Origin of the sequence: Sorangium sp. So ce131, from assembly GCF_051519095.1 — a bacterium.
Classification (GTDB): Bacteria; Myxococcota_A; Polyangia; order Polyangiales; family Polyangiaceae; genus Sorangium.
In genome coordinates, this window is sequence record NZ_CP150455.1 from 2,692,912 (window position 1) to 2,719,572 (window position 26,661).

The following is a 26,661-nucleotide window of genomic DNA, read 5'->3' on the forward strand; positions in this document are numbered from 1 at the left end:
CCCCTGTGTGTGACCGGACCCCGCGGCGTCGATCCTCCGGATGATCTCAGCCGCGCGTGGGAGCGCTCCGCGGCGTTTCATCGCCTCTTGCCCGGCTCGATCCAGCCGTGGTAAATTTTCGCTGCTCATGAGCTCGGGGGGGTGAACTGGCTCCGGTACACGCCGGGATGTGCTCTTCTCCTCGGCATCTCCCGTTCCGGTTCGTCGCCGCTAGCCCACATCGCCCCAAGGCCGTTGTCCTACCCCGTAGCGGGCCCGTGCGGTCGAGGCAGGGGCGACCATCACACTTATACGCCGGCCCGCCAGCCGGCGCGGCGGTCTCGCAATGTCGGCAATGCTCACCTTACCCAGCTACCACTCCGTCATCCACTTCGACCCGAGCGGCGACTCGCCCCGCTACCGCGCCGTCCGCGCGAGCGACGGCGCCCCCGTGGTGCTCAAGGTGCTCGGCGCCGGCGGCTCGCGTGTCGTGGATCGCGCCCGCCTCAAGCACGAGTACAAGCACATTGCGCGGATCGAGTCCGATCGTGTCGTCAAGGTGCACGGCGTGGAGGAGCACGACGGCGACCTCGTCCTCGTGTTCGAGGACACCGTCGGAGAGGAGCTCGGGCAATTCCTCGCCGCGCACGGCCGGCTCGACGTCGGCAAGTGCCTCGATCTCGCCATCGCCATGACCGAGGCGGTGCGCGTGCTGCACGGGCACGACATCGTGCACGGCGCCATCCGGCCGAGGAGCTTCGTCGTCTCCGGCGACGGCCAGGTGCGGATCCTGAACTACGGGGTCGACGCCGCGGTCACCCAGGAGGGAGAGTCGCTGTACAGCGAGGCTGTCCTGTCCGACGTGTTGCCTTACCTCTCGCCCGAGCAGACAGGCCGGATGAACCGCAGCGTCGACCACCGCTCGGACCTCTACTCGCTCGGCGTGCTCTTCTACCGGATGCTCACCGGCAGCCTGCCCTTCGAGGCGAGCGACCCGCTCGAGCTCATCCACGCCCACATCGCCCTCGTCCCCGAGCACCCGACGGCGCGCAACGCCGCCGTGCCGCCCCCGCTCGGCGATCTGGTCATCAAGCTGCTCTCCAAGAACGCGGAGGACCGTTATCAATCCGCGGGCGGCCTCCTCGCCGATCTGCTCGAGTGCCGGCGGCGCCTCGCGCAGGGCCGCCTCGATCGCTTCGAGCTCGGCCAGCGCGACGCGGCGTACGTGCTCCAGATCCACCAGCGGCTCTACGGCCGCGAGGAGAGCATCCAGCGCCTCACCGACGCCTTCTTCGGCGTCCTCGGCGGCGCGCGCAAGGTCGTCCTCGTCTCCGGTTATTCGGGCATCGGCAAGTCGTCGCTCGTGCAGGAGATCCTGAAGCCCCTCGCGCGGGAGAAGGGGTATTACATCAGCGGCAAGTACGACCAGTACAACCGGGATCGGCCGCTCGGCCCGGTGCTCCAGGCGTTCGACGCGCTGCTCCGGCAGATCCTGTCCGAGAGCGAGGAGCGCATCGCGCGCTGGCGTGAGGCGATGATCCAGGGGCTGGGGAGCAACGCGCAGGTCATCTGCGAGGTCCTCCCCGCGCTCGGGTACCTCATCGGCGAGCAGCCGCCCGTGCCCGCCCTCGGCCCCGTCGAGGCGCAGAACCGCCTGAACCTCACCTTCCAGCGCTTCGTCTCGGTGTTCACGGGGCAGGGGCGCCCCGTCGTCCTCTTCCTCGACGACCTCCAGTGGATCGACGCCGCGAGCCTGAGCCTCGTCAACGCGCTGCTCGAGGGCGACGGGCTCGGGGCCTTCTTCTTCTGCGGCGCCTACCGCGACAACGAGGTGAGCGCCGCGCACCCCTTCATCCGCGCCGTGGAGGACCTCCGGAAGGGCGGCGTCGAGATCGAGTCCATCGTGCTCACCCCGCTGGAGCTCGCGCACGTCACGGCGCTCGTCAACGACAGCCTCGGGCGCTCGGACGGCAAGCAGCTCGCGGCGCTCGTGCTGAAGAAGACCGGCGGCAACCCGTTCTTCATCAAGCGCTTCCTCCGATCGATCCACGACAGCGGCGCGCTCACCTTCGATCAGGCCGGCCGCTGGTCATGGGACCTCACGGCGATAAGCTCCCTCGAGTACACGGACAACGTCCTCGACCTCATGGCGAGCAACATCCGCCGCCTGCCCCAGCCCACGCAGGAGGCGCTGGAGGTCGCGTCGGCCATCGGCAACCGCTTCGACCTGGGCACGCTCTCGATCATCAGCGGGTGCTCCGTCGACGAGTTCTACGCGCGCGTCGAGCCGGCGCTGAAGGAAGAGCTCATCACGAGCGACGGCGCGCTCCACCGCTTCGTCCACGACAAGATCCAGGAGGCCGCCTACTCGATGATCCCGGCCCCGGAGCGGCCGGGGCTCCATCACCGCATCGGGGTGCTCCTCCAGAAGCAGCTCGGGGCCGACGCGCGCGCGCTCTTCGACGTCGTGAACCACCTGAACCGCGCCGGTGACCTGATCCGCGAGCCCGCGGCGCGCCTCGAGCTCGCGCGCATGAACCTCCGCGCGGCCGAGCGGGCGGAGGAGAGCTCGGCCTTCGACGCCGCGCTCAAGTACCTGGGCGAGGGGATCGCGCGCCTCCCCGACGATCCCTGGGCGACGGAGTACGAGCTCAGCTTCGCGATCACCACCAAGATGGGCCTGATGCAGGCGCTCTCCGGCCGCCCGGACGACGCCCTCGCCACGCTGGACCAGGCCGTGGTCCACGGGGGGAGCCGGCTCGACAAGACGCGGGCTTACGGGCTCAAGGTGAGGGTGCATATCCTCAAGGGCGATCTGCACACCGCGCTCCTCGAAGGGCTCGTGGCGCTGCGCGCCTTCGGGATCGATCTCCCGCCCTTCCCCTCGGACGAGGCGGTCGCCGGCGACGTGGAGGCGACGCTGAAGTTCATCGAGGGCCGCTCGATGGAGTCGCTCTGCGACCTGCCGATGCTCGCCGACCCCGAGATCGCCGTCCTGCACAGCGTGCTCGAGGAGATGATCTCGTCCTGCTACTTCCTCGCGAGCAACAACTTCGGTTTCTGCGTGATGAAGATCCTGCGGGACACCGTGCAATACGGCTACTCGCAGAGCTCGGTCTTCGCCTACGTCGTCTTCGGCCAGATCCTGTGTGTCCGAGGGCGGATCGATCTCGGTTATGCCTTCGGCGAGGCCGCGGTCGAGATCAACCGGCGTTATCACGACAAGCGGAACGACCCGATCCTCGCGTGCATGTGGGGCGGCTTCGTCATGCACTGGAAGACGAGCTACGCCCGGGGGCGTGAGTTCCTCTTCTCCGGCATCCACACCGGCCTGGAGACCGGGCAGTACATCTGGACGTTCTACTGCATGGTCAACGCGAACACGGCGAGCCTCCTCCTCGGCATGCCGCTCGCCGAGCTCAAGGCCGAGTCGCGGTCGCTGCTCCCCCTGCGGAAGTACGACAAGTGGAACTTCATCACGTGGATGGTCAGCGCCATCGGCCAGCTCTGCGAGAACCTCATGAGCCCGGCTCCGGGCCCGACGGACCTCTCCGGGGAGTGGATCGAGATCCACGAGATCATCGCGGCCGCGGCCAGCATCAACAACCAGGCCTCGATCTTCTTCGCCCTCTTCTACCGCCTCGTCCTGCGGCTGTTCCAGGGCGATTACGCCGGGGCGGCGGCGCTCGCGTTCGAGGCGAACCCCACCATCATCGGCATCGCGGGCTGGCAGGGCAACCCGCCATTCCATTTCTACGGGGGCGTCGCCCTGATCCAGGCGGCCGACAGCGCCGATCCGGAGACCCGGGAGAAGTACCTCGCGAAGGCCCGCGCGTTCGGCGACAAGGTTGCGTTCTGGGCGAGCCACGCCCCCGACAACATGAAGCACCGCCACCTCCTGCTCGCGGCCGAGCTCGCGCGGGTGAGCGGCGACAGGCACCTCGCCATGGACCTCTATGATGAGGGCATCCGCGCGGCGGACGAGCGCGGCTATCTGAGCGACGTCGCGCTCGGCAACGAGCTCTGCGCGCGCTTCTGCCTCCACCTCGGGAGGACCACGGTCGCGCGCGCCTACATGACCGAGGCCCACGCCCGGTATGCGCGCTGGGGCGCCCAGAGCGCCATGACCCGCCTCGAGCGCGCCTATCCCGATCTCTTCAAGCGCGACGTGCCCGCCGTCGCCGTCGCCCCCAGCGCGCCGGTCGTCGTCAGGGAGGACCTCGATCTGCGCAGCGTGCTCAAGGCCTCCCAGGCCCTCGCGGGGGAGATCGTCCTGCCCCGGCTGCTCGAGGCGCTGATGCGCATCATGGTCGAGAACGCCGGCGCGCGCCGCGGCTTCCTGATCCTGAAGCACGACGGCCGCCTCACCATCGAGGCCGCCGGCGACGTCGCGGTCGACCGCTTCGAGCGGGTCGCCTCGGCCCCGCTGGAGTCCCGCCCCGACCTGGCCGCGAGCGTGGTCCAGTACGTCGCGCGGACCGAGGAGAGCGTCGTCGTCGACGACGCCCCGAGCCATGTGTCCTTCGGCGCCGACCCCTATATCCGGTCTGCTCAGCCGAGATCGCTGCTCGCCTCACCCATCCTGCATCAGGGTCGCGTCGTCGGGATCGTTTACCTGGAGAACTCGCTCGCCCGCGCCGCCTTCACGCGTGATCGCGTCGAGCTCCTCGGCCTGCTCTCGACGCAGGTGGCGGTCTCGCTGGAGAACGCCCGCCTCTTCGCCGAGCTCGAGGAGAAGGTGGAGGCCCGCACGGCCGAGCTCCGGGAGGCGCACGCCGAGCTGAGCTCGGCGCACGCCCAGCTCGGCGACCTCTACGCCGCGCGGGAGCGCGAGCAGGAGGAGAGGATGCTGGAGCAGCGCGCCCTCATCGAGCAGCAGCGCGAGGTCATTCACGCCCTCTCCGCGCCCATCCTCCAGGTCTGGGACGGCGTGCTGGCGGTGCCGCTCATCGGCGCCCTGGACCGCGAGCGCGCCGACGAGCTGATGCACAGCCTGCTGAACGCGGTCGCGCGCGGCAACGTCCGCTTCGCCATCCTCGACACCACCGGCGTCGAGGGCATCGACGAGGCCGTCGCCGATCACCTCGTTCGTATCGTGCGCGCCGTCGATCTCCTGGGCGTCCGGGCGATCGTCACCGGGATCCGCCCCGCGGTCGCCCGGACCATGACGTCGCTCGACATCGACCTGCGCGCCCTGGGCACCCACGCCACCCTGCGCGAGGCGCTCAAGTTCTGCATGCGAAGCCTCGCCGCCCTCCCGCGCTGACCGGCATCCACGAATCCGGCATCCACGCATCACGGCCTGTCGAAGCTGGCTTCGGGCACGCCCCTGCCGAGTGAGAGAAAAGAAATTTAACGCAAAGGCGCAAAGGCGCAAAGACGCAAAAATACAGAGAAAATTCTGGTTTGCGTCTTTGCGCCTTTGCGCCTTTGCGTTGAAATCTCTCGGGCTCCCTGGCCAGTCTTGTGATGCTCGGAGTCAGGCGAGCTGCCAGCACGCAAGCGCAGCAGTGCCGAGCAAGCGAGTGACGCACATCGGGGATCTCCCCGACAGGCCCACTGCACAGCGGGATTCTGATCGAGATGGATAACTGAATCGGAGCTGCGGTGAGATCTCCGCCGCCCTTGCTGCTTGAGAATGTAATTCCCGGCCTGAGGTTTTCTGATCACGGCTGCACGGATCGCCTGTTGGGGTATAACGTGGCTTCGACGCGGGAGGTTCGCAGGGCGCCACGGCCGGCACGCCGCCGGCCGGCGCCCTCGCCGCCGCTGTCCGGAGGTCAACATGCTCGAACGTCACAAGCTTACGCTCGCTTTGCTCGGTTGTTTCTCGCTCCTCCTGGCCAACTGCGGCGACGACGGCGGGGGCGGGGAGCCGACCGGCACCAGCGGCACGACCGGCACCAGCGGCGCGACGACCTCTGGCTCCGGCAGCACGACCAGCAGCGGCACCACGACGCCCGGGGGCACCGGCGGCGGCGGTGACGGCGGGGGCGGCGGAGACATCGTGGGTCCCGGAGAAGGGGGCGGCGGAGCGGGCGGGGACGGGGGAGGAGATCAGGCGGAGTTCAGGCTGACGAGCGAGAAGATCACGCCTGGGCAGCCCATCCCCCCCGAGCACACCTGCGCTGGCGTCGACGAGTCGCCCCCGCTCACGTGGACCCCTGGGCCCGCGGGCACGATGAGCTACGCCATCCTGTTCCTCGACACGACGCTGACCTCCATGTCACCGCCGAACCCGAACGGCTATCACTATGCCATCTATGACATCCCGGCGAGCGTGACGTCCCTCCCCGGGGCGCTCCCGGCCGGCGCCACGCTGACCACCCCGGTCGCGGCCAAGCAGAAGAGCCCGGCGAACCCGTTCACCAGCGCGCCGGCCAACAAGTATTTCGGGCCTTGCCCCAACGCGATCGGCAACACCACGAACACGGACACCTACGAGTTCCGCATCTTCGCGCTCGACGTCGCCTCGCTGCCGGGCAACCTGAACAACGTCCAGGCCGTCGAGGCTGCGATCCTCGAGCACGACATCGGGATGACCGCGCTCAGCGGTACCTCGGACGCTCGCCCTCGGCGCTGATCCGTGACACCTGAGCCCGCGCGCAGGAGCCCGCTGCTCCTGCGTCGCGGGTGACGTCGATGGGGCGTCGGAAGAGGACGTCGCGGGATCGGAGGGACCTGTGTCCGCCCGGCCGGAACGGGCTTGACCGGTTAGGTGAGCCCGGGCAGCGGGCCGCTGCTGAACTCCGGGTCGCCGAAGGTCGTGTCGTTGGTCCCCATCGCGTTCGCGATCGTGAGCAGCAGATCGTTGTGCTGGCGCGGGGAGCCGCCGTTCGCGAGGTAATCGATGAAGCGGCCGGTGCGGAAGACCCCGCCCGCGCTGCCCGCGAGCAAGAACGGCATGTTCGTGAGCGCGTGCTGCGTCGACTCGCTGATCTCCGTGACCCACAGCACGACGGTGTTGTCGAGCAGCGTGCGATCCCCCTCCGCGTAGGAGTCGAGCTTGCCGAGCAGGTAGGCGAGCTGCTCCGCGAGCCAGGTGTGGATCATCGAGTACTGCGCCTTGCCCTGCGTGTCCCACTGGTGCGAGATGGCGTGGTGATTGCCCCTCAGGTTGAGGAACGGATAGAGGTGCTCGCTCTCGGCGTACGACCACTGGATCGTGACGATCCGGGTGAGGTCGCACGCGAGCGCCGCGGCCGCCATGTCCATCTGGAGCTTGCCGATGGCGGGCATGTTCGCGTCGTCCGAGAGGTCGATGCGCTCCCCCAGCGCCGGCGGCGTGCAGGTCGTGGTCGGGGTCGTGGGGGAGGTGCCGCCGCCGGCCAGGCGCCCCTCGATGTCCCGGATCGCCTGCATGTGCGCGTCGAGCTTGATCCGATCCTCCGCGCCGATGCGGGGCCGCACGTCCGCGATGTCCTCGCGGAGGAGATCGAACACCGTCCGTCGCTGGGCGCGGAGGCGATCCAGCGCGTCTGCGCCGCCCTGGTCCGGCGGCGCGGCGGCGAAGAGCTGCGCGAACGTGTCGTAGGGGTCCTCGCGCGGCGGGATCGGCTGGTCGGGCCCGGCATAACAGATCCGACCGCGCACCTCCGCGTCCCGGACCTGGACGCCGAGCTCCAGCGTGCGGAACAACGTCGCGGGGTTCAGCGTCTTCGCGAGGTGCTGGTCGAGCGAGATCCCCGACGACCAGCCCGCGTTGCTCGAGTTGAAGCTCCGGAAGTTCCCCCGGAGCAGCGCCCGCCCCGTGAGCAGGCCGCCGATGCCCCGCGCGTGCTCGGAGCCGATGTTCGAGTTGACGACGACGTCCATGTTGATCCCGCGGAACGGGAGCAGCTTCGACTTGAACGGCTCCAGCGGGGCCAGGAGCGGGCCCAGCGTGAAGTTGGTCTCCGTGCCGCGGGGCATCCACTCCGACTCGAGCGTGCCGTTCGGCGTGTAGAACACCACGAAGCGCTTCGGCGCGGTGCTCTCGTCCCCGCGGGCGAACTCGGAGCTCAAGAGGGGGATCGCCGCCGTCGCTGCCAGCGTGCCCTGGAGCAGCCGCCGTCGAGAAATCATGCGCGCTCTCATGTCACTTCTCCTCTGCCGCGATGGCGCTGCGGTACATGAACGCCTCGGTCTGGGTCGTGGCCACGATGAGCTCCACGAGATCGCCCTCGGTGCCGTTGAACGTCGCGCGCAGCTCGCCGAGCGAGCACGCGTCGCCGTCGGTCTCGAAGCGGCCTGCCGTGAAGCGGAACCATTGCGTCGCGAGGCAGTCGCGGACCTCCGCGCTCCCGGCGAGCTTCTCCGCCAGCTCGCGGACGCCGACGAACGGGCCGTTCATGTCCGCGGACCGGACGATCTCTCCGGAGCTGTCGATGACCTGCCCGCCCTCCTCGGTGCGGTACGCGCCGACGGAGTCGTAGTTCTCGAACGCGAAGCCGATGGGATCCATCAGCTCGTGGCAGCCGGCGCACCTGGCGTCGGAGGAGTGCTGCGAGAACCGCTCGCGCGCGGTGACGCCCACCTCGCCCTCGGGCAGCGTGAGGTCGACGTCGGGCGGCGGCGGCGGCGGCTCCTGGCACATGAACTTCTGCCGGATGGCCTTGCCACGCAGGACCGGAGACGTCTGATCGGGGTGCGCGTGCACCGCGAGGAACGCGGGCTGCGTGAGCACGCCCGCGCGCTGATCGGGCGGGAGATCCACGAGCTGGGGCGTTGTCGATCCAGGCGGCACGTTCACCCCGTACAGCCGGGCGACCGACTCGGTCGCGAAGCCGATGGGCAACGTGAGCAGGCTCGAGAGCTTGCGGTCCCCCGACCACAGGACATGCTCGATGAACGCGGGCGTCTCCGCGCTCATCCCCGCGACGAGCTCCTCGTCGTACCCGGGGAACGCGCCCTCCTCCTTGACGATGGTCTCGAGCTTCCCGAGGCTGAGCCATTGCTTGTAGAACTCCGCAACGGCGAGGCGAGCCAGCGGGCTCTTCAGCATCTCGCGGGCCCGCTCGGCGAGCTGCTCGCGCGTCTCGAGCAGGCCGGCCTCGGCGGCGTCGAGCAGCGCGTCGTCGGGCGCCGACGCCCAGACGAGGTACGACAGGCGCGACGCCATCTCGTACGGATCGAGGCGCACCTTCGGCGAGGCGTCGTCGAGATCGCGGCGCAGCTCCAGGCGGAACAGGAACTTCGGCGACTGCAGCGCGGCCCGGATGACCACCTCGACGCCCTCGCGCAGCGACCCGCCCGTGCGCCCCGCCGCGTAGGCGCGCATCAGCCGATCGACGTCCTGCGGCTCGAGCCGCCGGCGGTACGCGCGGCGGCCGAAGTCCTCGACGAACTGCCGCGCGCACGCCTCCTCCTCCGCGACGTTCCCCTCGACGGCCGCCGGATCACACGGGAGCAGCGCCGAGAGGTCGCCGGCCACGGCCTCGGCCGCGAGCTGCTCGGCGGCCAGGAGGTACTTCTCGGCGTGCAGCGCCGAGACGGTCAGCACGGACGCGTTGTTGCTGAACCCGCCCGCGATCTCGTCCGCGGGGAACTGATCGGCCGGCGTGAGCGAGGTCCCGAGCAGATCCCGCACCGTGTTGTTGTATTCGAAGCGCGTCAGCCGCCGCTGCGGCGCGAGGATCCGCTCGGTCCCCCCGCACGTGCCCTGGGGCTCCAGGCCGTCCGGCCCGGAACCCGCCGCTCCTATCACGCCCGGGTCGCACCCGGCCGCGAGCGTCAGCGCGAGCGCCGCGAGGGGTGCGTGACCGGCTCGCCAGCGACGATATCCCGAGTTGTTCATGCTGTGACCTCCTACCGTCTCTCGATCGACTGCAGGGCTCAAAGGCCGGGGATAGGTCCGCTCTTCGGGTCGCCGTACTCGGAGAGCTCGATGCCGAAGTAATTGATGATGGAGCAGTGCAGCGCGCCGGTCGGGGCGGAGCTCGACTTGACCGCGCGGCCTGTCTTGAAGCCCCCCACGTGCCCGGCGAGCATGTACGGCATGTTGCCCCGACCGTGGGAGTCCCCGTCGCCGTTCTCGGACGTGTAGAGCACGAGCGACTCGTCGAGCAGGTTGCCGGTCGGGGTGGAGGCGGCCTTCATCGCGTTGAGCAGGTAGGCGAACCGGCGCACCTTGAACCGCGACGTCTGGACCACGCGGGCGTTGGCGATGCGCGACGCCTCCGCCTGCGGCAGCCCGTCGAGGTCGGTCGCGCGGTCGCGATCGCCGAGCTTGTGCGAGATGAAGTGATCGCTCCAGTCACCGACGCCGTCCGGCAGATCGTACCCGGAGAAGTTGAGATCCCAGCTGTTCGAGTACTGCAGGATGAGCACCCGCGTCAGGTCGCAGGTGAGCGCGAGGATCCCGAGATCGATCATCTGCTTGAATTTGCCGTGCAGATCGAGCCTCCCCGGGGGCGCGCTCGGGATGGCGCAGCTCGACGCGGTGGTGGACTGCAGCTGCCTCTCCAGCTCGAACACCGACTCGAGGTGCTGCTCCACGCGCGCCCGGTCCGCGGCGCCGAGGCGCTGGTTCAGGCGCCGCGCGTCCTCCCTCACCCAGTCGAGCACGCTGGCGCGGCGCCGCCGGATGTCCTCCATCTGCCCGCTCGGGTTGCTCATGCCGCTGAAGAGCGTGTCGAACACGGTGATCGGGTCGCGGAACGCGTCCTCGACCTGGCCGCCGTCCCGGAAGGAGATGAACCCCTGCGTGACGGCCGTGTCGCCGGTGGGAGACAGGTTGAGGCTGCGGTACGGGGTCTCGCTCGCGATGTGATCGGCCAGGTACTGATCCAGCGTGGCCTTGCGAGGAACGGCCTGCCCGCCGCCGTCGGTGTGGGCGCAGAGCGACATCGCCGGGCTGTGGATGTCGGAGCAGATCGCCTGGTGGTTGACGCCGGACACCATGGTCACGTCCTGCCAGATGGCGTCGCCGGCGGGCCACTCGCGCTCGGCGGCGAAGCCCTTCATGTCGACGAGGCACGGCGGCAGGTTGTCCGCCGAGAGCGCCCCTTCCGAGCGGGGGTGCCACGCGCCGGGATCGGTGCCGTTCGGGGCGAAGAACGCCACGAAGCGCTTCGGGTCCGCGGGCGCGGCGTTGGCGCGCTCCGGCCGCATCGCGTCCAGGAACGGCAGGGCGACCGCGACGCCGGCGCCGCGGAGCAGAGCTCTTCTCGAGATCTTCACGGGCGACTCTCCTCTCCAGTGCGCTGTCGGCTGGGCGGGCGCATCACTCCGGCGCCCTCCGCAGGCGGAACGCCGGGGACTGCACCAGGTTGGTCAGGAACGAACGGAACCGGTTGCCGCCCTGCGAGAAGCCCTTGGCGGCCGCGTCGATCGCGCACTGGTCGTCGTCCTCCGGCTCGCGCCCCTGGGTGTAGATGAACAGCTTCTCCGCGATGCACGAGGCGAGCTGGGGGCTCCGGCGGAGCTCCGCCGCCAGTGCGGCGAGCGAGTCGAACGACTCGTTCTCTGCGCCCTCGAAGCGCGGCTCCAGCCCGAACTCCTCGATGCGGACGCGCTCGTCGTACCGCCCTTCCTTGTCGTACTGGGCGAACCCGACGCCGATCGGGTCGATCCGCGCGTGGCAGCCGGCGCACCCCGCCTGCGTGTTGCGCTTCTTGATGACGTCGATGTAGCTGAGCCCCGAGAGCTCGCCCTCCAGCTGCTCGAGCAGCCCCGGGGGGATCTCGAGGTGCTCGCAGAGGAACGCCGCGCGGAGCCACTTGCCGCGCACCGAGATCAGGTCGCCGTCGCTCTTGGCGCTGATCAGGCTGGCGTGTGTGAGCAGCCCCGTGTTCGCCCGGTGGTGGCCGCTCGGGAACTCCACGCGGGTCGTGCCGTCGCCCGACACCTCGAGGCCGTAGAACTTCCCGAGCTCCGGGGTGACGTAGGTGTAGTTCGCGGTGAGCGCGTCGAGGAAGTCGGTGTCGGGGGTGAAGGCGTGCTCGCCGAGGACGCGCTCGCTCTCGGCGATCATGTCGTCGAGCAGGGCGGGCGTCCATCCTTCCGCCGGGCTTACCGGGGCGCGGAGCGCCTCGAAGCCGAGCCATTGCTTGAAGAAGGCGTTGATGAAGATCTGCGTCCGCTCGTCTTCGACCATCTCCTCGGCGATCTCGAGCAGGCCCTCCGGGCTGTCGAGCTCGCCGGCCTCGGCCCGCGAGAGCAGCTGTGCGCTCGGGGCGCGCCCCCACAGCGTGAACGACAGCCTCGACGCGAGCTCGAGGGATGACAGCGGCGACGTCTCCTCGTCGCCTGCGCCGACCTCGACCCTGAAGAGGAAGCTGGGCGAGGTGAGCAGCGCCTCGATCACGAACCGGAACGTGTCCTGCTCGTCCTGCGCGACCTCGTTCGCCCGCGCGGCCAGGTCGCTCACCTCCTCGGCGGTCAGCGGCCGGCGATAGGCCAGCTTGCCGAAGTGGCCGACGAAGCTCGCGAGGCAATCGGCGGCGCCCGGCTCGCAGCCGATGACACGCGCCCGGCGCGCCTCGTCCGCCATGAGCTCCTGCCCGAGCGTCTCCGCCACCGCCAGGTAGGCGCGGAGGTGCTGATCCGACACGTTCTGGAGGGCCGCGATCGTCCGGAAGCCGTTTTGCCCCGTGTCCTCCGGGATGTTGTCCACGCTGGGCGGCTCGGCGAGCTGGAAGAGATCCTGGAGGGTCAGCTGGATCTCGAGCCTGGACAGGCGGCGCAGGACGCTGGGGCTCGTCCGCGCGACGCGGCAGTCCTGCGCCGCCGGCTCCCCCGGCGCGCCGCCCACGTCGTCGGGCGGCGTGTTGTCGCCGAGCCGCCCCGTACAGGCGACCGCCGTCAGCCCGAGGAGCGCCATCGCGGACATGCCCGCCGCAAGGGAGCGGCGGAGGAACGGTACCGAGCGATCGGTGTCGTGCGGCATGGTCTTGCTCATCGGGTGATCAGCCATTCACGTGGAATGCACGTGGCGCACACCGAGACTTCCGGCCCTGCGCCGCGCATCTCGCCAAGAAAGAATTTTGAATCAGGGCGAGGCCCCGACCCCAACGCCAGATCGGGGCTAAGGGTATATTCCCGACCAGCACGCTTCTGATCACGAATGTGCAGATCGTGCTCCCGGGCGCTCGCGCGGGGGTCCAAGCGACACCGCGCTTCCGCTCACGGCGGTCTTGAAGGACCCAGGGCGGGGGCGACGCGTTGCGTTGTGCGTTCGGGGGGAGACGCGCGCGAGGGGGGCGGCGCGCGCCGCGGAGCGGTGGATATTTACGTCGGGTTGACGGCGATCTGCATCTGCGCGACCACGACGTCCCCCTCCATCCATGCCTTGGCACGAAGCCCGCTGTTGTTCGCCTCGTCGGCCTTGATGGCGCCTGCGTAGTAGTTCGCCAGGTTGCCGGTGGTGCGCGCCTTGTACGGCTCGTACGTGGTATGAACGGAGTCGGTGAACTCGGGCTCGAAGTAGAACTGCGTCGTGAAGATGTGGTCTCCACCCTGATAATTCACGCGACCCCTCGACGTAGATCCCTTCTTGAAGCAGACGAAGTGGATGTGAACGTCGCGGCCGTTGTACCAGCCGGGGAAGATGCTTCGGAAAGAGACGACACCGTCTGCGTCCGTGGTCTGCACGCCGCGACAGAAACGCTCCGTGGTGTCGAGGTTGTTCTGGTTCGGCCTGCCCGCGTACGGCGCGTCGGGGTTCTGCTCGTTGGCGGAGCCCCTGGCCCCGAAGCCGCTATAGAACCCCTGTCCGTCCGTGTGCCAGATGTAGACGTCCACGTCGGCCAGGCCGACGCCCCTGCCATCGCAGTCGGGCTTGCTCATGTCGAGCACGCGCAGGTGGAGCTGCATCTCCACGCCGGGCTCTGCATCCTCATTGTAGCGACCACGAATGTCCTGCCGGACCAGGGAGACGTCGTCGTCCTTCTCGAGCTCGTGAATGAAGAAGGGACCCTGACCGGCGCCGTCCGTCTTGTTGAGCGCCCTGCACGTCGGCACGTTCTCGAACGGCGGCGCGACCAGGGCGTCGCCGCCGCCGTCACCACCTCCCGCGCCCCCTGCACCTGAGCCGCTCGAGCCTGCCGTGGTGCTGGCGCCAGGTCCCGCGCCGCCCGAGCCGGGGCCTGCCGTGGTGCTGGCGCCAGGTCCCGCGCCTCCCGTGCCCGAGCCGGTGGTCCCGCTGGCCCCGGAGCCCGCAGGGCTCCCCGTGCCGCTCCCGCCGGGGTCCGGCTCCGACTCGCCCCCATCGCCGCACGACACGGTGATGGCGATCGCCCCCAGCCCCAGGAGGGCCTGCCGCCGGTCAACGACCCTGCACGACGGGTCCTGGGTCTCGGTATCTCGTTCCTTGCTCATAAGCAGCTCTCCTCAGGTGGTCGATGACCTGTCCGTCCGGCCGACAAGGCGCAGAACAGGCAGCATCTTCCCAAGAACGGCAACATTAAAGCATGACGGTGTGGAGCGTGGAAGATCGAACCCGAGTCGATCCCATCTTCCTGCCCTCATGTAGTTATCCTCCGCTGGTGGGATGGTACCCTGACGGTGAGTTCACTCGAATCGACCGTGGTGGGGATCGGAGCCCAGTCCATGGACCCCTGGCGCAGCATCCCCAGGTGGACCAGGTCCGCGCGTCGCGCTGCGGCGCGTGATCGCAAGTCATCGGACCGCTGAGGCAAGTAGGGTTGCTCGACTCGACTGTTCCCTTGATGTGCCGAACCCGGTCACCCGGACGCTCTGAAGCCGATCCGCCGCACGTTGCCGTGTACAGGGCAGCAGCGACGGCAAAGAAGTACAATGGGCTCGTACGAGACGAGCCGCCTCTTGGCTGACAAGTGGCTGAGCAGAATTCCCGGAAGGGTCCGATGTGATCACACCTCGAGGTCGAAAGGAGGTCGAACACGTCGAGCGGCCCATGTTCACCGCAGGGCGCGCGGGAGGTCCACGGGCCGCCGAGCTGTTCAATGAAAAATTACAAGAGCAGCTTCAATGCGGGTGAATCCAGCTGACGGACGGATGGCGAGGGCAGGCGAGCCGCCACGTCCGTCGGTGTTGCGCGTGCGCGGGGCACACGCGCTGCGCGTGCGGCGCGGCGCCCGCGGGGCGAGCGGCTTCCTGCCCGGGGAAGGGGGCGCGCCGGCGTGCTCCTCGCCGCGCCCGGCGTGTCCTCCTTATTAGTAGGGGTATCCGGGGATGTTCATCCCGATGGAGTAGAGCGACCCGCCCGCGGTGATGTAGAGCGTCTTCCTGTCGGCCCCGCCGAACGCGACGTTGGACGCGGAGCCTACCCCCGCGATCGTGCCGAGCCGCTCGCCGTTCGGCGCGACGATCTCGACGCCGTTGCGCCAGGCGACATACAGGTTGCCCGCGCAGTCCACGCCCATGCCGTCGGCGCGCGAAAGGTTCGCGGCGAGCTCGGACGAGGGGCCGGTCGATCCGTCGGGGCTCAGCGTGTACTTCCTGATCCGGCCGCCGTAATAATCGTCGACATAGAGCACGCCCTCGTCCGGCGAGAGCGCGATGCCGTTCGGGCTTTCCAGCGTGTCGACGACGTTCACCTCGCCCGACGGCGATACGCGGTACACCGCCATCGGCAGCTCCGATGTGCCGCTGAGCTGGAAATCGGGATCGGTGAAGTAGACGTTGCCGTCGCTCCGCGCGACGACGTCGTTCGGCGAGTTGAACCGTTTGTTCATGTAGCGCTCGGCCACCGGGCGCCGCTGCTTCGTGACGAGGTCGAAGACGGAGACGCTCCGCGTGTCGTGGGTGCAGGCGATGAGGCCTCCATCGCCGTCGATGCCCAGCCCGTTGGTCGAGCTGCCCTCGATGAACACCTCGATCGCGCCGGGCGGCGTGAGCTTGTGGATCGTCGCCCGCGGCCCGTTGAGGGGAGGCTGGTTCTCCATCTCGAGATGGATCTCCGAGAAGAGCAGCGCCCCGAGCTCGGCGACCCAGACCGGCCCCTCGACGTAGTCGAATCCGCCCTGCACGAGCTGCGCCCTGCCGTTCGCCGGCAGCGGGTCGGCCGCGTACGGCCCGCCGGGGCAGACGCTCGACCCGCCGTCGCCGCCGCCGCCCGCGCCTGTGCCGTCACCGCCGCCCCCGCCGTTGCCTCCGGGGTCGCCGGCGCCGCCGCCGGCGCTCGTGGTGCCGCTCGTCGTCGTGGCCGCCACGTCTCCGGTGGAGCTGCTCGGGCCGCCCGCTCCTGCGCCGGTCGACGAGCCGCCCCCGCCCTCCGGAGGGAGCGGCTCGCCGCCGTCGCCGCACCCGTTCGCCGCGGCGCACAAGATTCCCCAGAGCACGAGAGAAGACCTGGTTTTCATGAGCAAGCACCTCCTGCAAAATGACAAGATCGCACCTTTACCACACGCCCCGGGCGCCCGCGGGCTCGCACCGCCGTTTCTGCGCAATCCATCGATGCGACGAGCATTCAAAGTTTCACGTCCGGCGTGGCCGGCCTGGCCCGCACCGGACATCGCGGCTCCCGGCGGCGCGCTCGCTGATCCCGGGCGGAACGCCGGGAGCCTACCGATCGCGTGGAGCAGGCCTGTGCAGATCGGCGGATACGGCGGTTAATGCGTGAGCGCCACCAGGATTCTCTTCCTCGTGTTTCAGCACCAGGACACCTTTCCCGGCACCCGAGCGCGGAAGTGAGCCCCCGGACAGCACGCCAGCGCGGACATCCACTTTTCTCTCACTCCGAGCGGCCCTCATCCTGCTCAGCTACGGCGACCACCCGCCTCGACGGCGCCGTCGTCGAGCTGTAACGGGCGTAACCCGACCGCGCCTCGTCGGCCGGGCGCTCCTCAGCCGCGCACGTCGACCGCGCCGAGCGGGAACGGCACCCCGTTGACGAGCGCCTCGATCCGGTGCCGGCCCGGGTAGTGGCGGCGGGTGGTGAGGTCCTCCAGCGACACGGAGGCGGCGAGCCGGGCGCGTCCGGCCGCGGGCAGGTCGACGGCGCGCAGCTTGAAGACGCGCGGGGCGGCGCCGCCTCGAGCCTTGATGAAGTGCACCACGAAGTCGACGAGCAGGCGCTGCGGCGCCGCGGCGGTGCTCCTGAGATCGAAGGCGAAGCGGAGCCGCTCGCCGAGCGCGGCTTGCCGCGGCAGGTCGACGGCGTCGACGCGCACCGCGGGCGCCGCGGCGAAGCCGCTGACCTCCAGCGCCCCGCGGTGCCCGCGCTTCACCAGCGAGCGCAGCGCGTGCCGGATCAGCCACCGCCGCTCTGGCGTCGCGTCCTTCGACCATCGCCGGCAGACGTCGACGGTGACCTCCGGGTTGTCCTTGGCGATGTCGTTGAGGTTGTTGGCCACCGAGCGGGTGACGTACCGTTCGGGCGCGTCCTTCAAGAGCTCCAGGAGGCGCACCACCGGCGCGGGATCCCGCTGGAAGGCGGGCAGGCGCGGCGCCCAGGGCAGCCGCGGCCGTGTGCCCTCGGAGACGAGGCGGCGGACGTCGGGGTCGGGGTCGCGGGCCCAGGCCGAGAGCCGCTCGTACGTGGCCTCGGGGTGGCGGAGGAGGAAGGCGCGGACGCTGAACTCCGCCGTGAAGCGGCGGGTCAGCTCGTACTGGAGCTGCATCGCCGGCTCGAAGTCGTCGAGGCCGTGCTCGGCGACGTAGAAGACGTGGGGCAGGTAGCGAAAGGGCGCCATCGGGTCGCCCGCCGGCTCGCCGCCTCGGTGCTCGCGCGGCGGCGGCAGCGAGGCGCGGAGGATCGCCGCGGCGTCCGCGAAGCGCGCGGGCAGGAAGCGGCGCATCGCTTCCGCGATGTGGCGGGCGCGCGCGGTCAGCTCGAGGGCGTCGAGGCCGTCCTTTGCCGCGGCGGCGAACCCGCGCGCGTCGAAGCCGCGGTGCGCCCCGCGCAGCTCGGCGGCGATGGCGGCGACGAGGTCGTGGTCGAAGAAGAGCTTGAGCGGCGTGGCCATGCTGTCTCCTTGGTTCCGCTTGTATCCCTGGAGACCCTGACGAAATCTGTCATGGATGTCGCGCGCCGATCGGCTGATGGATCTCGTGGACCTCCTGCGCGGCCGCGAGGGGACGAGCGTGGACGCGCTCGCCGCCGAGCTCGGCGTCACCGCGCGCACGATCCACCGGGATCTTGCGCTGCTGCGCGACCGCGGCATGCCGATCACCGGCGAGCCCGGCCCCGGCGGAGGGGTGCGGCTGGAGGGGGGCCGCGGGGTGGCCGCGGTCCACCTGTCGGCCGAGGAGGTCGCGTCGTTGTGGCTGTCGGCGCGGCTGTCGCGGCTGGCGAGCGATCTGCCGTGGAGCGACGGCGCGCGCTCGGGGATGGCCAAGCTGCTCGGGAGCCTTCCGCCGGCGAAGGCGCGGGCGCTGCGGACGATGTGCCGTCGCGTCGTGGTCGGGCCGCCGGCGAGCCCGCGCGTGCGCGAGGGGGCCGGCGCGCCGCCGCCGGAGCTGCTTCGCCTGTTCGAGCGCGCCTTCACGGGCGGCATCGGGCTCGGCTTCGCCTACATCGACCGCGAGGGCCGCGCGACGAACCGGAGGGTCGAGCCGCACGGGCTCCTGGTCGAGCCTCCGGTCTGGTACGTGGTCGCGCGCGACGTAGACAAGGGCGAGCCGAGGACGTTTCGTATGGATCGGATCGCGCGGCCCCGGTTGCTGAACGAGATCCAGTTCAGACCGGATCCAGCGCTGGTCGATGCTCAGCTCCCCGATCGCGAGCGCTGGCGTCCGCTCACGGCGACGTGACGCCGCGGGCGGCGCCGTTCCACCTCCCGTCATCCGTCATCCGTCTCTCGTCTTTCGTCTTTCGTCTTTCGTCTTTCGTCTTTCGTCTTTCGTCTTTCGTCTCTCGTGCACGTCTTCGTGATCGTGATCGTGATCGATATTCATGCGTGACATCACCGTGCAGCAACGCATCCACAGACACGTGATGAACTGAAGCGCAACGGCCCGTGGTTCGAGGAATAGGCGTCAGACGTCGAATCTTCGTGAATCGAGCAGACGCACGCCAGCGAATTGTTGGAAGACGAACAGGCAGCGTGGAGAGGAGATGGTAGGCTCGGAAAACGGCGAAACGAATCGATCACGATCACGATCACGATCACGATCACGATCACGAAGACGTGCACGAGAGACGAGAGACGAGAGACGAGAGACGAAAGAGGGGAGATGAAAGACGAGAGACGAAAGAGGGGAGACGAAAGGGGGGAGGGGACTCGCTCAGCTCATCTCGAGAAACAGCCGATCCGGATCCTCGAGGTACCCGATGATCTCGTACGCGAACGCCGCCCCCACATGACCGTCGACGATCCGGTGATCGAACGACAGCGATAGCAGCATCACATCCCCGATCACGATCTGCCCGTCGCGCACCACCGGCTTCTGCTTCATCTGGTGGATCCCCAGGATCGCGACCTCGGGAAAGTTCAGGATCGGCGTCGCAAACAGCCCACCTTGCTGCCCCAGCGACGTGATCGTGAACGTCGACCCCCCGAGATCCGCCGGCTTGACCTTCCCCGCCTTGGTATCCTCGCTGAGCCGCGCGATCTCCCGCGCGATATCGAGCACGCTCCGGCGATCCGCGTCGCGCACGACCGGCACGATGAGCCCCGCCTCCGTCGCCGACGCGATGCCGATATGGTAGCTCTTCTTGACGACGATCTCCTGCGTCGCCTCGTCGAACGCGCTGTTCAGCATCGGGTGCTTCTTCAGCGCGGCGACAGCGGCCTTCACGAAGAAGGGGAGGTAGGTCAGCTTGACCCCCGCCTTCTCGGCCAGCGGCCTGAGGCGCGCCCGGCGCTCCTTCAGCGCGGAGACGTCGCACTCCTCGACGAACGTGAAGTGCGCCGCCGTGTGCTTCGACCGCGCCATCCCCTCGAAGATCCGCTTGCGCACGCCGCGGAGCGGGATGCGCTCGTCGCCCGGGGCGGCCGCGACGGGCACCCCGCGCCGCTCCCCCTCGTCCAGCACCTCGGCCGCAGCGCCCGCCGCGTGCTCCTCCACGCCCGCGGCGGGCCCCGGGGGCGCCCTCCTCGGCGCCGAAAGCTCCCTCGCCGGCGCCGCCAGGGGCGCCGCCGCTGGGGCCGGCCGGGCCACCGCCGGCGCCTCCTCCGGGGCCTCGTGCGCCCGCACGTCGTCCTTCGTGACCCGCCCCCCAGGACCCGTCGGCGGAACCCGCCGCAGGTCGATCCCGAGATCGCGCGCCAGCTTGCGCGTCGCCGGCGTCGCGAGCGGCTTCTCGTTGAAGTAAGCCGCCGCCGCGGACGGCACGCTGCCGTTCGTCCACGCCGCCGGGGCCGGCGCCACGAGGTTCATCCCCGGAAGATCCTCCCGGATGTCGCCGACCGCCGTGGCCGCAGGCTCCGCGGCCCTCTCGGCGGCCTTCGCGGCGGAATGCCTCATCCCCATGCCGGAGGACGGCGACGCGGGCGGCTGCGCCCCGGCAGGCTTGTCGTCGAGATCGAACACCACGAGCACCGAGTGGACCGGGACCACCCCGCCCACCTTGCCCCGCGTCTCGACGATCCTGCCCGCCCGCGGCGACGTGATCGTCACCGTCGCCTTGTCGGTCATCACCTCGACCATCGGCTGATCCTCGGCGACCACGTCGCCGGGCGACACCAGCCAGGTCACGATCTCCCCCTCCGTCACGCCCTCGCCGATGTCCGGAAGCCTGAACTCGTACTTGCCCATCTCGTCAGTACCTCGCCGTCTCGAGGATCGCCGGAAGGATACGATGCGAGAGCGGGAGGTACTCGTTCTCGAGCGTGTAAGGGAACGGCGTGTCGAAGCCCGTGATCCGGAGCGGCGGCGCCTCCAGGTGAAGGAACGCCTTCTCGTTCACCAGCGAGACGAGCTCGGCCCCGAGGCCGCAGCTCTTCGGCGCCTCGTGCACCACGATGAACCGCCCCGTCCGCTTCACCGACTCGATCACCGTGTCGATGTCGAGCGGCCACAACGTCCGCAGATCGATGACCTCGCACTCGACACCCTGCGCGGCCGCCTGGTTCGCCGCGTCGAGCGCCTCGTAGAGCATCGCCCCCCAGACGACGAGCGTCACGTGCCAGCCCGGCCGGACCACCTTGGCCTGCCCGAGCGGGACCGTGTAGTCCCCCTCCGGGACGTCGCCCTTCGCCGCGCGGTAGATGCGCTTCGGCTCGAAGAACAGCACCGGATCCGGATCCCGGATCGACGAGAGCAAGAGCCCCTTCGCGTCCGCCGGGTTCGACGGGCACACCACCTTCAGGCCCGGCACGTGGATGAACTGCGCCTCCGGCGACTGCGAGTGGTAATGACCGCCGCGGATGCCGCCGCCCACCGGCGTCCGGATGACCAGCTTCGACGGGTACTCGCCCCCGGAGCGGTACCGGTACTTCGCCAGCTCGGACACGATCTGGTCGTACGCGGGGTAGATGAAGTCCGCGAACTGGATCTCCGGGACCGGCACGAGCCCGTAGAGCGCCATGCCGATCGCCGCGCCGACGATGCCGCCCTCCGAGAGCGGCGTGTCGATCACCCGGTCGTCCCCGAACTCGTCGAACAGGCCCTGGGTCACGCGGAACACCCCGCCGACCTTGCCGACATCCTCGCCCAGCACGACGACCCGCGCGTCCCGCCGCATCTCGTGGCGTAGCGCGTCGTTGATCGCCTGGACCATGTTCATCTGAGGCATGCTCTTCGTCTCCGTCTCTCGACCAAGGGGCGGGAAGACAGACTCCTCGGGCGCCCCCGCTCCCAGTGCACCCGCTTCGCGCCGCCCGCGGCGCCGGCCCGTCCGCGCCGGCGCCGCCCGGCGGGATCGACGTGGACGCCGAGCCCGCCGGCCGCGCCGCGCCCGCGCGGCCCTAGCGCTCGCCGTGGCCCTTGGGCCTCGGGCCCGCCTTGAGCTGCTCCCGCTGCTCGACCAGGTGCCACGGCGGCTCCGCGTAGACGTGCTCGAACATCGACTCGAGCGGCGGCGGCGGCGTCTTCTCCGCGACCGCGACGCACGCCTTGAACTCCGCCTCGAGCGCCGCCTCGATCTCGCGGTCCTGCGCCTCGGTCCAGCCCACGGTCCGCTCCAGGTGGCCCCGCAGCCGCGCGAGCGGGTCGAGCCGCCGCCAGGGGTCGAGCCACGCGTCGGGGCGGTACGCCTTGGGGTCGTCGCTCGTCGAGTGGCCCGAGAGGCGGTACGTCATCGCCTCGATGAGCGTCGGGCCCTCGCCGCGCGCCGCGCGCGCCACCGCCTCGCGCGTCACCTTGACCACCGCGAACAGGTCGTTGCCGTCGACCCGGACCCCCGGGACGCCGTACGCGGCGCCCTTGCCCGCGAACGTGTTGCTCGCCGTCTGCCGCTCGGTCGGCACGCTGATCGCCCAGCCGTTGTTGCGGCAGAAGAACACGACCGGCGCCTTGAACACGCCCGCGAAGTTCAGGGCGTTGTGGAAGTCCGACGAGCTCGTCGCCCCGTCGCCGAAGTAGACCAGCGTCGCGAGATCCTCGCGCTTCAGCTTCGCGCCCCACGCGAAGCCGACGGCCTGCGTGATCTGCGTGCCGATCGGCGAGCTCACCGAGCCGAAGTGCCCCGCGCGGTAGGTGTAGTGGTCCGGCATCTGCCGCCCCTTCACCGTGTCGTTCGCGTTGCCGAACATGTTGTCGATGTACCGCTGGAGCGGCAGCCCCCGGTAGAGCGCGGCGCCGAACTCGCGGTAGCACGGGAAGACCCAGTCCTGCGGCCGCATCGCGGACACGCTGCCGAGGATCGCCGCCTCCTCGCCGAGCGAGCCGATGTGGAACCCGATGCGCCCCTGCCGCTGCAGCGCCACGAGGCGCTCGTCGAGCGCGCGCACGCGCACCATCGCCTTGTAGAGCGCGATCACCTCCGCGGGATCGAGCCTCGGATCGTGCGCGGGATCGAGCGAGCCGTCGTCGCGCAGGACCTTGATGACGTCGTCGGCACACGTGTCGAGCGGGTGCCGGGCGACGGCGGCCTGCGGCTCCAGGCTTGCCCCTGAGACGTTCGGCGGGCGGTCGGTGGAGTACGTCGCGGTGCTCATCGGCTCGCGGGACACTAATCAAAGGCGCTGCCCGAGACCAGTGCCGAGACGCCGCGTTCGCTCATTCGCGTTGCAGGTGACGTTGACTCGTCGCAGCGATCGCGCTGCCGCTTGACTCGCCGCGGCGTGCGCGATGTCACGCATCGGGCATCTCGCGGCGCGCTGCGCGACGTGCGCCGCGCTGCGCGACGTGCGCCGCACGTTTCGCGCCGCACGCCGCGGGCCGGATGTCCCGGCTACACCTCCACGGGCTCGGCCGCTTGCGTGAGCGCCTCGTCGACGGCGGCCGCGTCGAGCTTGAACCCGCGCGCGAGCTGCTCCAGCACGGCGCGCTCCGGGGCGCTCACGCCGCCCGAGGCGTGCGCCATGTACGCCGCCACGCGGAGCACCTCGCGCTGGTGCTCGGTGCGCGCGATCGTGCGGGCGACCATGCTGACGCGCTTCTCCGTCCCGTCCTCGGCGAGCATCTCCCCGAGGTCGGCGAGGAGCGCCTCGATCTGCTTTTCGTGGACGAGGTTCTGGCAGGCGTCCACGACGATGGACTGGAAGCGCTTGCGCTCGGCCGCGTCGAACTCGCCGTCGGCGTTCGCGACGAGGAACGCGGCCTCGATGATCGTCTCGAAGAGCGCGACCGCCGCGGGGTCGAAGCCCGTGGGCATCGTGATGTCTTCGATCGGGGGTCGAGCGCTGTAGGCCCTCGCCGCCTGCGCCAGGATCGAGGCCACGCGGGCCCGGGGCGAATCCGCGCCGGGGCGCGAGGCGCCGGGTACTACGCCGCCGGGGCGCGAGGCGCCGGGTGCCACGCCGCCGGGGCGCCTGTCGATGGGAGCGGACATCGCGTTGTCTGGCCCTCCTGCCGTAGCGTCCACGCTCGGCCAATCGCCGGAGAGCGTCAAGGCGCTTGCTGCGCCGGGCGCCCCGCAAGGCCCCGCGCGGGCGCTTTACGCAGCGCGGGGCGGCGCTGCGGCGCTGCGGCGCTGCGGCGCTGCGGCGCTGCGGCGTTCACGGCGCGCTCACCGGCGGACGAGCGAGGCCGCGGGGACGAGCCCGCGCGGGCGCTCGGCCGGCGGCCCTGCCGCGGCGGCGTCGCCGAGCGAGGGGAGCTCGTCCGGCTCGAGCTCCGCGGAGAGGCGGGCGGCCTCGCGCCGCGCCACGGCGAGCCGCTCCTCGAGCAGCGCCTCGACGCGCGCGGCGCCCGCGGGGCCCCCGCCGGCCTGGGCGCCGGCCTCGGCCGCGGCGCTGCCGGGCGCCGCGTCCGTCCGGTCGATCAGGCTGCGGACGAAGACCTCGGCGGCCTTGTAGCTCGACCGCACGAGCGGGGCGCTGGCCGCGTAGAGGAAGCCCATCTCGAGCGCCGCCCGCTCGAACGCGGCGAAGGTCTCGGGCACGACGAAGCGTTGCACGGGCGCGTGCTTCGGCGACGGGCGCAGGTACTGGCCGATCGTCACGATGTCCACGCCGGCGTCGCGCAGGTCGCGGAGCGCCTCCAGGACCTCGTCGTCGGTCTCGCCGATGCCGACCATGATCGAGCTCTTGGTGAGCCGCCGCGGCGCCGGCGCGCCGCTCTCGGCCGCCTCCGCGGCGAGGCGCCGCTGCCGCTCCTTCGCGCGCCGCAGCACGGCGAGCGACTGATCGTAGCTCGACCGCACGTCGCGGATGACGCGCGTGATGCGGCGGACGACCTCCACGTTGTGGGCGAAGACGTCGGGGCCGGCGTCGACCACCGCGTCGACGCCGCTCATGTGCCCCTGGAAGTCGCCGACCAGGGTCTCGATGAGCAGGTCGGGGCGGAGCGCGTGCAGGCGGCGGACGGTGCGGGCGACGTGCTCCGCGCCGCCGTCGAGCAGGTCGTCGCGGTTGACCATCGTCATCACGACGTACTGGAGCGAGAGGCGGGCGATGGCGCGGGCCACGTGCTCCGGCTCGCGCACGTCGACCGCGCCGCGCGGGTCGCCGGTCGTGACCGCGCAGAAGCGGCAGCCGCGCGTGCACACGTCGCCGAGGAGCATCACCGTCGCGGTCCCCTCGCGCCAGCACTCGCCGACGTTCGGGCAGCGCGCCTCCTCGCAGACCGTGTGGAGATCGAGCTTGCGGAACGTCTCCTTGAGGTGGTGGTAGGTGTCGCCGCCGGGAGCGCGGACCTTGAGCCACTCGGGCTTGGGCGAGAACTGCGCCATCAGGGGTGTCCTTAGCCCATGAAGCGGGTGGGCGCGAGGGGGAGGCGGCGAACGCGGGGCGGCGCCTAGCTGGCCGGAGGTGCCGGGGGCACCGAGCGGCTGATCTCGCGCGGCGTGAGCTTGCCGCGCTCGGTGAAGATGGCGGTGATGAGCTCGGCCGGGGTGACGTCGAACGCCGGGTGGCGGATGGGCACGCCGGTCGGGATGACGCGGCGGCTCCCGACGAGGGCGATCTCGTCGCGGCTCCGCTCCTCGATGGGGATGCCGGCGCCGCTCTCGGTCGCGAGGTCGAGCGTGCTCCACGGGGCGGCGACGTAGAACGGGACGCCGTGGTGGCGCGCCAGGCAGGCGAGGCCGTAGGTCCCGATCTTGTTGGCGACGTCGCCGTTCCGCGCGATGCGGTCGGCGCCGACGACGATCGCGCCGATCTCGCCCTTCTGCATGAACCACGCGGCCATCGAGTCGGAGATCACCTCGACGGGCACGCCGTCCCGCTGGAGCTCCCAGGCCGTGAGGCGGGAGCCCTGCAGGTACGGGCGGGTCTCGCACGCGAGCACGCGGAGCTGCTTGCCCTCCGCGACGGCGGCGCGGATCACGCCGAGCGCCGTGCCGTAGCCTCCGGTGGCGAGCGCGCCGGCGTTGCAGTGCGTGAGGACCGTGCCCGACTCGGGCAGGCGGGCGGCGCCGATGCGGCCCATCTGGCGGCAGGCGGCGACGTCCTCCCGGTGGATGGTGCGCGCGAGCTCGGCGAGCTCCCGCGCGCGCTCCTCGCCGCGGCGATCGGCGTGCTCCAGGGCCGCGGCGAGCGCGCGCCGCACCGCCCACTCGAGGTTCACGGCGGTGGGCCGGGCGGAGGCGAGGTGCTCGGCCGCGCTCCGCATGGCGGCGGCGTAGCCGGCGGCGCCCTCGCCCCGGGCCGCGCGCGCGGCGAGCGCCATGCCGTACGCGGCGGCGATGCCGATCGCGGGGGCGCCGCGGACGACCATCGCGCGGATCGCCTCGGCGACGCCGGCGGCGTCTTGTACGGTCAGGTAGCGCTCGCGCTCGGGCAGCTCGCGCTGCTCGAGGAGGAACACGCGGTCCTCGCCCTGCGCGAGCTCGACGGCGGAGTACTCGGCGCCGGACAGGGCGGCCGACGGCGCCCACGGGGGCGCCCCGCGCGCCCCCTCGCCGGCGGCGCTTGCCAGGGATCTCTGTTCACCTTCGTAGCTCGTGCTCATTCAGCGCCTCCCATTCGAGCGTGAGGTCTCGCCCTGCGATCCTGCGTCGGCCGGTCCGTCTCCGCCGTCGGCCTCGCCGCGCGCCGCGAGCCGGCCGCGGATCTCCTCGGCGACGGTGGCGAAGTCCTCGGCCGCCTCCGCCTTGCGGCCCGCGAGGTAGGCGCGGAGCGCGTCCGCGGCGAGCAGCGCGAGGCTCGCGTTGATCCCGCGCACCGTGAGCGCGCCGACCACGTCGCCGTTCTTGAGGAGCGTCTCCAGGTCGTCGAAGACCGCGGCGATCTCGGGCCCCGGGTCGATGCCGCCGCCCTTGCCCTGCCGCTCGTTCTCGTCGTCGCCGCTCAC

17 protein-coding genes are annotated in these 26,661 nt (G+C 70.6%); 3 read left to right on the forward strand and 14 right to left on the reverse strand.

Annotation, left to right across the window (positions count from 1 at the left end):
* The first annotated feature begins 334 nt into the window (after positions 1-334).
* Positions 335-5,245, forward strand: a complete 4,911-nt coding sequence (locus WMF43_RS09995) for an AAA family ATPase (RefSeq protein WP_437679262.1) — start codon at positions 335-337, stop codon at positions 5,243-5,245.
* Between the two features lie 519 nt (positions 5,246-5,764).
* The gene (locus tag WMF43_RS10000; protein ID WP_437679263.1) at positions 5,765-6,562 is read left to right on the forward strand and encodes a YbhB/YbcL family Raf kinase inhibitor-like protein; all 798 of its coding nucleotides are present in this window, start codon (positions 5,765-5,767) and stop codon (positions 6,560-6,562) included.
* 131 nt (positions 6,563-6,693) lie between these two features.
* On the opposite strand, the gene WMF43_RS10005 is transcribed toward WMF43_RS10000, so the two are convergent.
* The 7 genes from WMF43_RS10005 to WMF43_RS10035 form a co-directional block, all read right to left on the reverse strand.
* A complete protein-coding gene (locus tag WMF43_RS10005; RefSeq protein ID WP_437679264.1) occupies positions 6,694-8,043 on the reverse strand; it encodes a DUF1552 domain-containing protein in 1,350 nt (449 codons plus the stop codon).
* Between the two features lie 13 nt (positions 8,044-8,056).
* A complete protein-coding gene (locus WMF43_RS10010; protein ID WP_437679265.1) occupies positions 8,057-9,754 on the reverse strand; it encodes a DUF1592 domain-containing protein in 1,698 nt (565 codons plus the stop codon).
* Between the two features lie 38 nt (positions 9,755-9,792).
* Entirely contained in the window at positions 9,793-11,139 is a 1,347-nt protein-coding gene (locus tag WMF43_RS10015; RefSeq protein WP_437679266.1) for a DUF1552 domain-containing protein, read from the reverse strand.
* A 43-nt stretch (positions 11,140-11,182) separates the two neighbouring features.
* Positions 11,183-12,859, reverse strand: a complete 1,677-nt coding sequence (locus tag WMF43_RS10020) for a DUF1592 domain-containing protein (protein ID WP_437679267.1) — start codon at positions 12,857-12,859, stop codon at positions 11,183-11,185.
* 329 nt (positions 12,860-13,188) lie between these two features.
* Complete coding sequence (locus WMF43_RS10025; protein ID WP_437679268.1) at positions 13,189-14,277, reverse strand: hypothetical protein; 1,089 nt, start codon at positions 14,275-14,277, stop codon at positions 13,189-13,191.
* An 815-nt stretch (positions 14,278-15,092) separates the two neighbouring features.
* Positions 15,093-16,241, reverse strand: a complete 1,149-nt coding sequence (locus WMF43_RS10030; RefSeq protein ID WP_437679269.1) for an SMP-30/gluconolactonase/LRE family protein — start codon at positions 16,239-16,241, stop codon at positions 15,093-15,095.
* Positions 16,242-16,724: 483 nt separating this feature from the next.
* A complete protein-coding gene (locus WMF43_RS10035; RefSeq protein WP_437679270.1) occupies positions 16,725-17,846 on the reverse strand; it encodes a DNA alkylation repair protein in 1,122 nt (373 codons plus the stop codon).
* Between the two features lie 55 nt (positions 17,847-17,901).
* Here WMF43_RS10035 and WMF43_RS10040 point away from each other — a divergent pair, with 55 nt between their 5' ends.
* Positions 17,902-18,633: a helix-turn-helix transcriptional regulator gene (locus WMF43_RS10040; RefSeq protein WP_437679271.1), complete on the forward strand. Its 732-nt coding sequence runs from the start codon at positions 17,902-17,904 to the stop codon at positions 18,631-18,633.
* A 474-nt stretch (positions 18,634-19,107) separates the two neighbouring features.
* Here the strand turns inward: WMF43_RS10040 and WMF43_RS10045 are convergent, their stop codons facing one another.
* The 7 genes from WMF43_RS10045 to WMF43_RS10075 all read right to left on the reverse strand — a co-directional run bounded on the left by WMF43_RS10045 (position 19,108) and on the right by WMF43_RS10075 (position 26,661).
* Positions 19,108-20,580 (reverse strand): dihydrolipoamide acetyltransferase family protein, encoded by a 1,473-nt coding sequence (locus tag WMF43_RS10045; protein ID WP_437679272.1) that lies wholly within the window; start codon positions 20,578-20,580, stop codon positions 19,108-19,110.
* 4 nt (positions 20,581-20,584) lie between these two features.
* Positions 20,585-21,559, reverse strand: coding sequence for an alpha-ketoacid dehydrogenase subunit beta (locus WMF43_RS10050; RefSeq protein ID WP_437679273.1), 975 nt, complete (start codon positions 21,557-21,559; stop codon positions 20,585-20,587).
* Positions 21,560-21,731: 172 nt separating this feature from the next.
* Positions 21,732-22,922, reverse strand: a complete 1,191-nt coding sequence (locus WMF43_RS10055; RefSeq protein ID WP_437679274.1) for a thiamine pyrophosphate-dependent dehydrogenase E1 component subunit alpha — start codon at positions 22,920-22,922, stop codon at positions 21,732-21,734.
* Positions 22,923-23,158: 236 nt separating this feature from the next.
* Positions 23,159-23,758: a tellurite resistance TerB family protein gene (locus WMF43_RS10060; RefSeq protein ID WP_437679275.1), complete on the reverse strand. Its 600-nt coding sequence runs from the start codon at positions 23,756-23,758 to the stop codon at positions 23,159-23,161.
* Positions 23,759-23,935: 177 nt separating this feature from the next.
* A complete protein-coding gene (gene lipA, locus WMF43_RS10065) occupies positions 23,936-25,099 on the reverse strand; it encodes a lipoyl synthase (RefSeq protein WP_437679276.1) in 1,164 nt (387 codons plus the stop codon).
* Positions 25,100-25,164: 65 nt separating this feature from the next.
* Positions 25,165-26,319 carry an S-methyl-5-thioribose-1-phosphate isomerase gene (gene mtnA / locus WMF43_RS10070; RefSeq protein ID WP_437679277.1) on the reverse strand — a complete coding sequence of 385 codons (1,155 nt, stop codon included), beginning with the start codon at positions 26,317-26,319 and terminating at the stop codon, positions 25,165-25,167.
* A complete protein-coding gene (locus WMF43_RS10075) occupies positions 26,320-26,661 on the reverse strand; it encodes a hypothetical protein (RefSeq protein ID WP_437679278.1) in 342 nt (113 codons plus the stop codon).

Bases quoted from the DNA above. Each gene is read 5' to 3' on its own strand.
- WMF43_RS09995 (WP_437679262.1), top strand. From the start codon at position 335: ATGCTCACCTTACCCAGCTACCACTCCGTCATCCACTTCGACCCGAGC.
- WMF43_RS10000 (WP_437679263.1), top strand. From the start codon at position 5,765: ATGCTCGAACGTCACAAGCTTACGCTCGCTTTGCTCGGTTGTTTCTCG.
- WMF43_RS10005 (WP_437679264.1), bottom strand. From the start codon at position 8,043: ATGATTTCTCGACGGCGGCTGCTCCAGGGCACGCTGGCAGCGACGGCG.
- WMF43_RS10010 (WP_437679265.1), bottom strand. From the start codon at position 9,754: ATGAACAACTCGGGATATCGTCGCTGGCGAGCCGGTCACGCACCCCTC.
- WMF43_RS10020 (WP_437679267.1), bottom strand. From the start codon at position 12,859: ATGAGCAAGACCATGCCGCACGACACCGATCGCTCGGTACCGTTCCTC.
- WMF43_RS10025 (WP_437679268.1), bottom strand. From the start codon at position 14,277: ATGAGCAAGGAACGAGATACCGAGACCCAGGACCCGTCGTGCAGGGTC.
- WMF43_RS10030 (WP_437679269.1), bottom strand. From the start codon at position 16,241: ATGAAAACCAGGTCTTCTCTCGTGCTCTGGGGAATCTTGTGCGCCGCG.
- WMF43_RS10035 (WP_437679270.1), bottom strand. From the start codon at position 17,846: ATGGCCACGCCGCTCAAGCTCTTCTTCGACCACGACCTCGTCGCCGCC.
- WMF43_RS10040 (WP_437679271.1), top strand. From the start codon at position 17,902: ATGTCGCGCGCCGATCGGCTGATGGATCTCGTGGACCTCCTGCGCGGC.
- WMF43_RS10045 (WP_437679272.1), bottom strand. From the start codon at position 20,580: ATGGGCAAGTACGAGTTCAGGCTTCCGGACATCGGCGAGGGCGTGACG.
- WMF43_RS10050 (WP_437679273.1), bottom strand. From the start codon at position 21,559: ATGCCTCAGATGAACATGGTCCAGGCGATCAACGACGCGCTACGCCAC.
- WMF43_RS10055 (WP_437679274.1), bottom strand. From the start codon at position 22,922: ATGAGCACCGCGACGTACTCCACCGACCGCCCGCCGAACGTCTCAGGG.
- WMF43_RS10060 (WP_437679275.1), bottom strand. From the start codon at position 23,758: ATGTCCGCTCCCATCGACAGGCGCCCCGGCGGCGTGGCACCCGGCGCC.
- lipA (WP_437679276.1), bottom strand. From the start codon at position 25,099: ATGGCGCAGTTCTCGCCCAAGCCCGAGTGGCTCAAGGTCCGCGCTCCC.
- mtnA (WP_437679277.1), bottom strand. From the start codon at position 26,319: ATGAGCACGAGCTACGAAGGTGAACAGAGATCCCTGGCAAGCGCCGCC.